Below are 8,605 nucleotides of genomic sequence, written 5' to 3'. Positions count from 1 at the left end.
GGCCATGGAAGGCAGCAGCAGCCGCGTGCCGCGATTCGAGCAGAATATGAAACGCGTGCTGGGCGTGCCGAGCCAGTCGGTCGCGTTGCTCACCACGCTGCTGCTGCGCGGGCCCCAGACGGCCGCGGAACTGAGACTGAACTCCGCGCGCCTGCACGCATTTGCCGACATCTCGTCGGTCGAGGTGTTCCTGGAAGAGCTGGCCGCCGCCGGGCCACCCTTCGTCGTCAAGCTGCCGCGCGCTCCCGGCGGACGTGAGAACCGCTGGATGCACCTGCTGTGCGGCGAAGTCAGCATCGATGACATCGGCGAGCGCGGCGGCACTGACGACAGCATCTCGCCCTCCGAATTCGAGTCGCTCAAAGCCGAGCAAAAGGAACTGGCGGAAAAGGTGAACCGGCTTCAGGCGCTGGTGGAGCGCATGGCGGGCGAACTCGGCATTGCGATCGACAAAGCAGCGCTTTAGTCGCTGGCGCTGGGAGATTGCATTCTCCAGCCGGTAAAAATGTGCCGGGTAATCTATTTCTCGCTCGGATCGGCGACGAACCCGGCTAAAGCCTGAAACCGAATGGCCTCGGTGCGCGCCGCGGGCGGTTCCCAGCCTGTCGACGCGCCACAACAGATGTCGTTGGCCCGATTAGTGCTTGCGCGTATGATCGGGCATGGATGCTCCCTATTCACCGCGAGGCCGCAAACCCGATTGTCACGGCTTCGCCAAGCCCCCATGGCACAGCCTTCCAGGGCAGATCAGGACACTACGCTGTCACAATACTGTCCTTGAAAGGCAGCCATACTTTGCAGTCCAAACACGTTGAGGCCTTTGACGATGCGCGTGACGATTCGCACCATTACCATTCCAGGAAGCCAAGGCCGGGCCGCCCTTCACCAGGCCGTCGTGTATGCCACGACGGAGCAGGAGGCTGTACCACTCATGACGAGTGACTGGAGCCAGCGCGAGCCCGAAGTCTTCATGGCTGCCCAGACTTGGGCAAGACGCAATACCTACATCGTTTCGAATCCCCGCACTGGTGCATTTTACGGAAGCCCTGTCGGGCGCTAGGCAGCGCCGCCGACAGTGTGCAAGGGGGCGCCGCACAAGTGCCCCACCGTCAAGCACCCGGGCCCGATGCAGACATTGCGTGCCTGGTGAGCGCCTTCAACGAAGGCCCGGGCACCTTTCGCTCTGGCACTTTCGCCCCCTAATGTATGGACATGGCGCGCCTCGCGCCAGTGGCTGAGCGCTCGCTCGTTATTCGCTATCATGCCGCACCACATCCCCTCGAAGGGCAAGCGCCATGGCCGGCGTTTTCCACGCCGGCCATGGGCGGCCACACCGAAAACAACAATGACAACTCCATCCCTCGCCGACCGCCTGCGCCAACCGCGCGTGCTGCTGGTGCCCGGCGTCTACGACGCGTTCTCGGCGCTGGTCGCCGCGCAAGCGGGATTTGAAGCGCTCTACCTGTCTGGCGCCGCCGTGGCCTACACGCAGCTCGGGCGCTCGGACGTGGGCCTGACCACCGCCACCGAGACGGTGGATATCGTCGGCAGGATCACCGACCGCGTCGACTTGCCGCTGATCGTCGATGCCGATACCGGCTACGGCAATGCGCTCAACGTGATCCGGACCGTGCGCACGCTGGAACGCGCCGGCGCGGCCATGATCCAGCTCGAGGATCAGACCTTTCCCAAGCGCTGCGGCCACCTGGACAACAAGCGCGTTGTCGCGGCAGCCGAGATGTGCGGCAAGCTCAAGGCCGCACTGGACGCGCGCGCTTCGTCGCGCACGCTGATCCTGGCCCGCACCGATGCGGTGGCCATCGAGGGACTGGACGCGGCGATCGAACGCGCCGAGGCCTATGTGGCATGCGGCGTCGACGCGCTGTTTATCGAAGCCTTGCGCACCGAGCAAGACATGGCGCGCGTCTGCGCGCACTTTGCCGGGCGCGTTCCCTTGCTGGCCAATATGGTGGAAGGTGGCAAGACGCCAGTGCAGAGCGCCGCCGAACTTGCCGGCCGGGGCTTTCGCATCGTGATTTTCCCGGGTGGCGTGGTGCGCTTCATCGGCGCGCAGATGAAGCGCTACTACGGCAGCCTGCTCGAACATGGCACCACCGCGCCGATGCGCGATGCCATGCTGGATTTCGACGGGCTGAACGGCGTCATCGGTACGCCGGAGCTGATCGCGCAGGGGCAGCGCTACGGCGAGTGAGCCATGGCCGTTGGCGAGGGCAGCAAGCGGCACCTGAAATGCGCCATCGCCCTCTTGCAGGCGCCGAGCGCTTGTCGTACGCTGCCTGCCCCGGGCTGCGCCAGCCAGCCCGTCACCCGGAACGCCTGTCATGTCTCACCCGAAACCCGCCAGCTCGCTGGTCTACTCCACCGAACACGGCCGCATGTGCCCCGGCTGCGGCAATGCGCTGGCGGCCTGCACGTGCGGCAAGGCGCAGCCCGCCGCGCAAGGGGACGGCATCGTGCGGGTGTCGCGGGAGACCAAGGGCCGCAAGGGCAAGGGAGTGACGCTGGTGCGCGGCGTGGCGCTGGACGCGCTGTCGCTGGCGCAGTTGGGCAAGGAACTGAAGGCCGCCTGCGGCTCGGGCGGCACCGTCAAGGACGGCGTGATCGAAATCCAGGGCGACCACTGCGACACGGTAGTGGAAAAACTCAAGCAGCGCGGGATGACCGCCAAGCGGGCCGGCGGCTGAGCGCCCCTGGCCGGCGCGTCAACGGGCCATGAAAGGCCATGAAGGGCCTTGAGCAGCCCCCTGGCCAGCCCCTTAGCGGGTGCGCTGCTTGTAGACGATGGTGCCGTCGGACTTGCGCTGGGGCACGACCGGGTTGCGGGAGTTGCACACCGGGCAGCGAAACAGCGGTCCCTGGCCTTCGTCCTTGACCGTGACGTCCTTGGGGTCCCAACGCGTCTGGCACGACTGGTTCTGGCAGGTATAAAACATCTTCATTCTCCGTATTAGGCGCGGATCGTAGCATGGTGGCAGCCTCGGGCCGCTCCGGCGCCGCTCTGCAGCCGCTCTGCAGCCGCTCTTGCCGCCGCTTTTGCCGCCGCTACTGCCACCCCGGCTGCGGCGCCTTCGCCCTCCTCAGCCCCACTGCCCATTCTGCTCCGTTTCCGAAAACGGATAAGCCTGCGCCTGAGCATTACCCCCCCACATGGCCCTCCATGCACAGCAACCGTGCAGGTTCGCCGTGGCGCCGGATGGCGCGCACCGCGGGCAGGCGCGCCCGCCGCGCCGTGTGGGCGCCATGCACCGCATGGCCACCATGACGGCACACACCAGCGTGCCACGCAGCCGGGCCGGCATTGGTGAATATCCCCGTGCCGCCGTTGCCGATTTCGGATAACGCCCGCGCCGCCCCCGTTCGTAGACTGGCCCCATTGCAAAGCGCATCCCAAGGAGCCATCCAGTGAACGAGGTAAGCACCAGGGCCATCACCCGACGGCCTGGCGTGGTACGCAGATTAGCCGCAGCGACGATGTTGAGCGTGCTAGCCTTGCCAGCCGCCGCCGCCAATGCCGGCCACGCCAGCGATGCCACCAACACCGGCGAACTGCAGCCGGAAACCCTCTCCGTGCTGCCGCTCGCGCCCGCCGACGATGGCCGGCTCTACATCTCCGATGTGGCGTTCAAGCACATGGTGGACGGGCGCCTGCACGTGGTGGACGGCAAGCGCATGCGCTACCTTGGGCTGGTGCCCACCGCGTTCGGCGGCCAGAGCGTGTTGTCCCCGGACAAGCGCACGCTGTATGTGATCTCCACGTTCTACACGCGGCTCGCGCGCGGCGAGCGGGCCGATGTGGTGAGCCTGTACGACACCGCCACGCTGGCCTACCGCAGCGAGATCGTGATCCCGCCCAAGCACGCACAGTCACTGAACTACCGGGGCATCGCCGCGGTATCCGCCGACGGGCATTTTCTCTATGTGCAGAATGCCACGCCCGCCACCTCGGTCAGCATCGTCGACCTGCAGGCCGGCAAGTTCGTGGCGGAGGCGCAAACCCCAGGCTGCTGGGGCATATTTGCCACCGAGGCGTCCAGCCAGCGTTTTCGCACCCTGTGCAGCGACGGCACGATGCTGACGGTGACGCATGACGCCGCCGGCCAGCCCAGCGGGCAAAAGCGCAGCGCGCGCATGTTCGATCCCGATGCCGATCCGGTCTTCCTGCACAGCGAGCGCGTGGGCAACACGCTGACCTTCGTGTCCTTCAACGGCAACGTCTACAGCGCGGATCTCTCGGGCGAGACACCCGTCTTCGCGCAGCCCTGGCCCGTGGTGGACGCGGCGGACCGCAAGGCGGGCTGGAAGCCGGGCGGCTACCAGTTGTTCGCGCTGCACGCGGCCACGGGCCGCCTGTACCTGGGCATGCATCCGCGCAGCAAGGAGGGATCGCACAAGACCCCCGCCGCCGAGATCTGGACCATCGACCTGGCGCAGCACAAGCGCATCGCCCGCGCGCCGGGGCAGAATGCGCTGGCGCTCACCATCACGCAAGGGCCGCGGCCGACGCTGTATGTGCTGGACGCCGCCAAGGCCGGCGTGGTGTCGCTGGACCCGGCCCGGGGCCTCAAGCCGGTGGCGCGCCTGGACCAGGTGGCGGAGAACGCGGTGCAGCTGGAGCTGCATCAATGAGCGCCGCCGCCGTGGTCTCCGACGTGTTGCGCGATCCGGTCGTGGTGGCGGCATGTTCCGCCGCCGCCGCACTGGTACTGGCGCACTCCCTGTGGCCCAAGCTGCGCGACTTCTCCGGCTTCTGGGGCGCCGTCAGCGCCTACCGGCTGGTGCCCGACGCATGGTCGCGCCCGGTAGCGCTTGCCTACCTGGGCGCCGAGATGGCCAGCCTGGCGGCGCTGGTTGCCGCGCCGCTGCACCCGGGCGCGGCGCTGCTGGCCGCATGCGTGGTGGCGGTAGCCAGCGCAGCGGTGGGCATCAACCTGCTGCGCGGGCGGCGCGACATCCGCTGCGGCTGCGGCAGCGACGCCGACAACCTGCGGCTATCAACTGGCCTGCTGCTGCGCAACCTTGGCTTGCTCGCCGTGCTGGTACTGGCCACCATCGCCGCGGCCGGACTGGCGGCCGGCGCGGCACCCCGTGCGTTCACGCGGCTCGACACCCTGGCCGCCGGCTTCTGCGCGCTCGCGCTGTTGCTGCTCTGGCTCGGCGCCACGCAATTGCTGGTCAATGCCGACCGCGCTACCCGCCGCACCGGCCACCTGGCTTCCAGCCACCCTACGCATTCCACCCTCTCGTGAGACTCCCATGACTGCCCTTGTGATTGCCAATATCGTGCTGTGGATTGCCGTGCTGGCGCTGCTCTTCGGTTTCTATGCCCTGGCCCGCCAGGTCGGCATCCTGTTCGAGCGCGTCGCGCCGATGGGCGCGCTGGTGATCGACGCCGGCCCGCGCGTGGGCGAGGCGCTGCCGCCCTTTGCCTTGCAGGATGTGCGCGGCGGCCCGGTGGCGGTGGGCGGCGCGCAGCCCCGCAGCACGCTGCTGTTCTTTCTCTCGCCTACCTGCCCGGTCTGCAAGAAGCTGCTGCCGGTACTCAAGTCGATGCAGGCCAGCGAGGCCGGCTGGCTGCGCGTGGTGCTCGCCTCCGACGGCGAACAGCCCGAGCACCTGGCCTTCCTGCGCCAGGCAGGGCTGGAAGCCTTCCCCTATGTGCTGTCGCCCGAGCTCGGCATGCACCTGCAGATCGGCAAGCTGCCGTACGGCGTGCTGATGGACGAGCGTGGCACGCTGCGCGCCAAGGGCCTGGTGAATTCGCGCGAGCAGCTGGAGAGCCTGTTCACCGCGATGGACCTTAACGTGGGCTCGGTGCAGCAGTTCCTGGAAACGCGTGCCTGAAGGCAGGGAGAGAAAAACCATGTGGATGGACCGATTCTTCGAACGCCAGACCCGGCGCGCGGCGCAGCGCACGAGCCGGCGCAGCGTGCTGGCCACGCTTGGCAAGGTCATGGTGGGGACCATGGCCTTGCCAGTGCTGCCCTTCGACCGCAGCGCGCACGCGGCCAGAGCGCACGGCAGCAAGGCCGCCGGCCCGCAAGCGCAGGACGAAACCGCGTGCGACTACTGGAAGTACTGCGCGGTGGATGGCTTTCTGTGCGCATGCTGCGGCGGCACTTCCACCTCCTGCCCGCCCGGCACCGAGCCCTCGCGCGTGTCGTGGGTCGGCACCTGCCATAACCCGGCCGACGGCAGGGCCTACATGGTCAGCTACAACGATTGCTGCGGCAAGACCACCTGCGGGCGCTGCGAGTGCAACACCAACGAGCGCGAACGGCCGGGCTACCGGCTGGGCGTGCACAACGATGTGAACTGGTGCATGAGCAACGACAGCACCATGTTCCATTGCACCACCTCGATCATTCTCGGAGTCCAGGAATGAAGCGGTCTCTCACACATCTCGCGCTGTGCCTGGCATGCGTGGCGCCCGCCAGCATCGCCCTGGCCGAGTCGCTGGCCGACCAGGGCAAGGCCTTGTTCGGCACGCACTGCGCCGCTTGCCACAATGCCGATGCCTCCGGCATCGCCGGCGTGGCGCCGCCGCTGGCCGGCGCGCTGCGCGAGCGGCTCGCCACACCGGCAGGGCAGGCCTACCTGGCCAATGTGCTGACCCACGGCCTCGCTGGCCCGATCCAGTCGCAGGGCCAGTCGTTCAACGGCGTCATGCCCAGCTTCGCCACTCTGCCGGATGCCTCGCTGGCCGCCGTGCTGTCGTGGCTGGCGGTGAGCAACGGCGCGCCCGAGCCGGCCGTGAACACCGATACGCTGGCCCGCGCGCGCGCCGAGCGCAAGACCCCGGGCGCCGTACCGTGCCCTTGCTGCTTGCCACGCCGGCCGGGCGCGCGTTCCTGATCCAGGTGCCGGGCACCTCGGCCTCGGCCCTGAGCGACGCGGAGATCGCCGGGCTGATGAACTGGCTGATGCCCGCGCTCACCGGCCACAACGACGTGCAGGCGTTCAGCACCGAGGAGGTAGGCCGCTATCGCCGCCAGCCGCTCGACGACGTGAGCGCGCACCGCGCGGCGATCCTGGGCAGTGGCCCGACGCCGGCGCCGGACAAGACCGCTCGCGCGAGCGCCGGGCCAATGTGACAAACTCACGCAAACAAAGACGCGGGACAAAAAAAACCGGAACGAGGAACGACACGATGACCCCCACAGGCAACACAGACCGTGATAGCGGCAATGCGCGCAACGCCGTCAATGGCCCCGCCCCCGGACAACCTTCGCGGCGCCATTTGCTGGGCCACCTGGCAGGCGCCACGCTAGCCGGCATCGCCGCTGGCGTCACTACCAGCAGCGCCAGCGCGGCGCCCCCCGCCGGCAAGCACGGCGCACCGGGCGCATCCGGCCCCGCCACCACGGCTAGCGGCCCGAATCCCATCGTCATGATGCCGGCCTGGCAACTCTCGCGCGAGATCCATGCCCGCAAGCTGTCGGCCCGCGAAGTCATGGCGGCCTACCTGGACCACATCGCACGGGTAAATCCCGGCGCCAACGCCATCGTCGCGCTGCGCGAGCCGGAAGTGCTGCTGCAGGAAGCCACCGCCTGCGACCAGGCCCTCGCCGCCGGCCGCTCAGCCGGCTGGATGCACGGCATGCCGCAAGCCCCCAAGGACCTGGCGCTCACGCGCGGCATCCGCACCACCTTCGGCTCACCCATCTTCCGGGACAACGTGCCCACGGCGGACGCCATCATCGTGGAGCGCGCACGCGCCGCCGGCGCCGTGCTGATCGGCAAGACCAACACGCCGGAGTTCGGCCTGGGCTCGCAAACCTTCAACCCCGTCTACGGCGCCACCCGCAATCCCTTTGATGCAAGCCGCACCGCCGGCGGCAGCAGCGGCGGCGCGGCCGCCGCGCTGGCGCTGCGCATGCTGCCGGTAGCGGACGGCAGCGACTTCGGCGGCTCGCTGCGCAACCCKGCCGGCTTTTGCAACGTCTACGGCATGCGCCCCAGCGCCGGCCGCGTGCCCTACGGCCCCGCCCCGGAAGTCTTTATCCAGCAACTCGGCTACGAAGGGCCCATGGCTCGCACCGTCGCCGACGTGGCCCTGCTGCTGGCCACACAGGCCGGCCCCGATGCGCGCACGCCGCAGGCGCTCGCGCAGGACCCGGTACTGGCCACGCTCACCCCGGCCAATGTGGCCGACGTGCTGAAGACCAACCTCAAGGGCAAGCGCGTGGCATGGCTGGGCGACTGGGACGGCTACCTGCCCATGGAAGCCGGCATCCTGCCGCTGTGCGAGGATGCCCTCAACGCCTTCCCGGCCTTTGGCGTGCAAGTGGAAGCCATCAAGCCCCCGTTCTCGCCGGAACGGCTCTGGAAGACCTGGCTGGTGCACCGTCATTTCCTGGTCGGCAACGGCATGCTGCCCTTCTACCAGGACCCGGCCAAGCGCGCGCTGCTCAAGGACTCCGCGATCTGGGAGATCGAAGGCATGCTCAAGCTCAACGCAAGCGACGTCTATGCCGCCAGCATGGAACGCAGCGCCTGGTATCAAGCGCTGCTTGGCGTGTTCAAGCAGTTCGACTACATCGCGGTGCCGACAGCGCAAGTCTTCCCATTCGATGTGAACCAGCCC

General features: G+C 68.2%; 11 protein-coding genes. 10 read left to right on the top strand and 1 reads right to left on the bottom strand.

All coding sequences use genetic code 11. The features are described 5' to 3' along the window. The 3 genes from AC1DS3_RS32360 to AC1DS3_RS32350 form a co-directional block, all read left to right on the top strand. Window positions 1-466: DUF480 domain-containing protein (locus AC1DS3_RS32360; protein ID WP_477128757.1), on the top strand; the 466-nt coding region annotated here is incomplete at its 5' end. An 879-nt stretch (window positions 467-1,345) separates the two neighbouring features. After that, a complete protein-coding gene (locus tag AC1DS3_RS32355; protein WP_441636443.1) occupies window positions 1,346-2,212 on the top strand; it encodes an isocitrate lyase/PEP mutase family protein in 867 nt (288 codons plus the stop codon). Window positions 2,213-2,342: 130 nt separating this feature from the next. After that, window positions 2,343-2,705 carry a translation initiation factor Sui1 gene (locus tag AC1DS3_RS32350; protein ID WP_441636445.1) on the top strand — a complete coding sequence of 121 codons (363 nt, stop codon included), beginning with the start codon at window positions 2,343-2,345 and terminating at the stop codon, window positions 2,703-2,705. A gap of 72 nt (window positions 2,706-2,777) precedes the next feature. Here AC1DS3_RS32350 and AC1DS3_RS32345 read toward each other — a convergent pair whose 3' ends face one another. Beyond that, window positions 2,778-2,954, bottom strand: a complete 177-nt coding sequence (locus AC1DS3_RS32345) for a hypothetical protein (protein WP_170301757.1) — start codon at window positions 2,952-2,954, stop codon at window positions 2,778-2,780. 538 nt (window positions 2,955-3,492) lie between these two features. Between AC1DS3_RS32345 and AC1DS3_RS32340 the strand changes: the two genes are divergently transcribed. The 7 genes from AC1DS3_RS32340 to AC1DS3_RS32310 all read left to right on the top strand — a co-directional run. After that, window positions 3,493-4,647, top strand: a complete 1,155-nt coding sequence (locus AC1DS3_RS32340; RefSeq protein WP_441636447.1) for an amine dehydrogenase large subunit — start codon at window positions 3,493-3,495, stop codon at window positions 4,645-4,647. Then, window positions 4,644-5,267, top strand: a complete 624-nt coding sequence (locus tag AC1DS3_RS32335; protein WP_441636449.1) for a MauE/DoxX family redox-associated membrane protein — start codon at window positions 4,644-4,646, stop codon at window positions 5,265-5,267. Before AC1DS3_RS32340 ends, AC1DS3_RS32335 begins: the two co-directional genes overlap by 4 nt. Before the next feature lie 7 nt (window positions 5,268-5,274). Then, complete coding sequence (gene mauD / locus AC1DS3_RS32330) at window positions 5,275-5,862, top strand: methylamine dehydrogenase accessory protein MauD (RefSeq protein ID WP_150984382.1); 588 nt, start codon at window positions 5,275-5,277, stop codon at window positions 5,860-5,862. Window positions 5,863-5,881: 19 nt separating this feature from the next. After that, entirely contained in the window at window positions 5,882-6,403 is a 522-nt protein-coding gene (locus AC1DS3_RS32325) for a methylamine dehydrogenase light chain (RefSeq protein ID WP_441636451.1), read from the top strand. Next, window positions 6,400-6,873, top strand: a complete 474-nt coding sequence (locus AC1DS3_RS32320; protein ID WP_477128756.1) for a c-type cytochrome — start codon at window positions 6,400-6,402, stop codon at window positions 6,871-6,873. Before AC1DS3_RS32325 ends, AC1DS3_RS32320 begins: the two co-directional genes overlap by 4 nt. After that, complete coding sequence (locus AC1DS3_RS32315; protein WP_477128755.1) at window positions 6,831-7,112, top strand: hypothetical protein; 282 nt, start codon at window positions 6,831-6,833, stop codon at window positions 7,110-7,112. The genes AC1DS3_RS32320 and AC1DS3_RS32315 overlap by 43 nt, the downstream gene beginning before the upstream one ends. 299 nt (window positions 7,113-7,411) lie before the next feature. Beyond that, window positions 7,412-8,605, top strand: a 1,194-nt coding sequence (locus AC1DS3_RS32310; protein WP_477128758.1) for an amidase, incomplete at its 3' end; no start/stop codon positions are given.

It is taken from the genome of Cupriavidus sp. 01L46, from assembly GCF_056399905.1.
This window is presented reverse-complemented; position numbering and strand designations above follow the sequence as displayed.

Coding starts and splice junctions, on each gene's coding strand:
- AC1DS3_RS32335 (WP_441636449.1), top strand. CDS start 4,644: ATGAGCGCCGCCGCCGTGGTCTCCGACGTGTTGCGCGATCCGGTCGTG.
- AC1DS3_RS32340 (WP_441636447.1), top strand. CDS start 3,493: ATGTTGAGCGTGCTAGCCTTGCCAGCCGCCGCCGCCAATGCCGGCCAC.
- AC1DS3_RS32320 (WP_477128756.1), top strand. CDS start 6,400: ATGAAGCGGTCTCTCACACATCTCGCGCTGTGCCTGGCATGCGTGGCG.
- AC1DS3_RS32325 (WP_441636451.1), top strand. CDS start 5,882: ATGTGGATGGACCGATTCTTCGAACGCCAGACCCGGCGCGCGGCGCAG.
- AC1DS3_RS32350 (WP_441636445.1), top strand. CDS start 2,343: ATGTCTCACCCGAAACCCGCCAGCTCGCTGGTCTACTCCACCGAACAC.
- AC1DS3_RS32355 (WP_441636443.1), top strand. CDS start 1,346: ATGACAACTCCATCCCTCGCCGACCGCCTGCGCCAACCGCGCGTGCTG.
- AC1DS3_RS32345 (WP_170301757.1), bottom strand. CDS start 2,954: ATGTTTTATACCTGCCAGAACCAGTCGTGCCAGACGCGTTGGGACCCC.
- mauD (WP_150984382.1), top strand. CDS start 5,275: ATGACTGCCCTTGTGATTGCCAATATCGTGCTGTGGATTGCCGTGCTG.